The organism is bacterium endosymbiont of Bathymodiolus sp. 5 South (assembly GCF_900128535.1).
Classification (GTDB): domain Bacteria; phylum Pseudomonadota; class Gammaproteobacteria; order PS1; family Pseudothioglobaceae; genus Thiodubiliella.
Genome location: NZ_FQTR01000424.1, coordinates 1 through 828, shown reverse-complemented (window position 1 = coordinate 828; position 828 = coordinate 1). Strand labels below are relative to the sequence as shown.

The 828-nt window shown below is 39.7% G+C and carries 1 protein-coding gene and 1 pseudogene; one reads left to right on the top strand and one right to left on the bottom strand.

Going from position 1 to position 828, the window contains the following annotated elements; all coding sequences use genetic code 11:
- Positions 1-49 precede the first annotated feature (49 nt).
- A complete protein-coding gene (locus BBROOKSOX_RS11960) occupies positions 50-694 on the top strand; it encodes a D-sedoheptulose-7-phosphate isomerase (protein ID WP_139662127.1) in 645 nt (214 codons plus the stop codon).
- 28 nt (positions 695-722) lie between these two features.
- Here the strand turns inward: BBROOKSOX_RS11960 and BBROOKSOX_RS12420 are convergent.
- Positions 723-828, bottom strand: a pseudogene (locus BBROOKSOX_RS12420) (lipoyl synthase); the annotation flags it as partial.

Genomic DNA, 828 nt, shown 5'->3' with positions numbered 1-828 from the left:
AGTATTAGTTTAGGTCAATCAGCAATTTGCATCGCTAGGGAGAGAAAATATGAACAATAATAAAGCATTATCAGACTTATACCCTTTTTTAAATGAAAACAAGAAGGGTGTCAATACAGAATTGTTACTGGCTTCAATTCAAGAGAAAGTGGCAGATAGCATCAACGCCAAGCAGGCTTTCTTTCAAAAAAATGAACATAAAATTCTACGCTCCGCACAAATTATTGCTCAATGTTATCAACAAAATGGACATTTATTCGCCATGGGAAATGGTGGCTCATCTTGCGATGCAGCACATATTACCACCGAATTTATGCACCCAGTAACCACGGGTAGAAAAGCCCTAAGTTTTACTAATCTCACCGCTGATATTGCCACTATGACTGCTGTTGCAAATGATGTAGGCAATGCACATATTTTCTTACGACAATTACTTTGTTTGGCAAGAAAAAACGATGTTTTGATTGGATTCTCCACTAGCGGAAATTCAAAGAGTTTAATCAAGGCCTTTGCGCAAGCTAAAGAAATGGGGTTATCCACCATTGGATTCTCTGGGCAAACAGGCGGTGAAATGGCAAAATCCAACAATGTGGATATATGTCTAACAGTAGAAACAGATAGCATCCACAGAGTGCAAGAGTCTCATTTAACCACCTATCATATTCTTTGGGATTTAGTGCATAGTTTACTTTGAAGTGGAGTTTGCAATGCTGGGTCGATAATTATGTGATCAACTCACCAGACGCTTGTAAATCTGCATGATACGATGAACGCACCATGGGGCCACTGGCAACCTGAGAAAAGCCCATTTGGGTTGCAATCACCCTG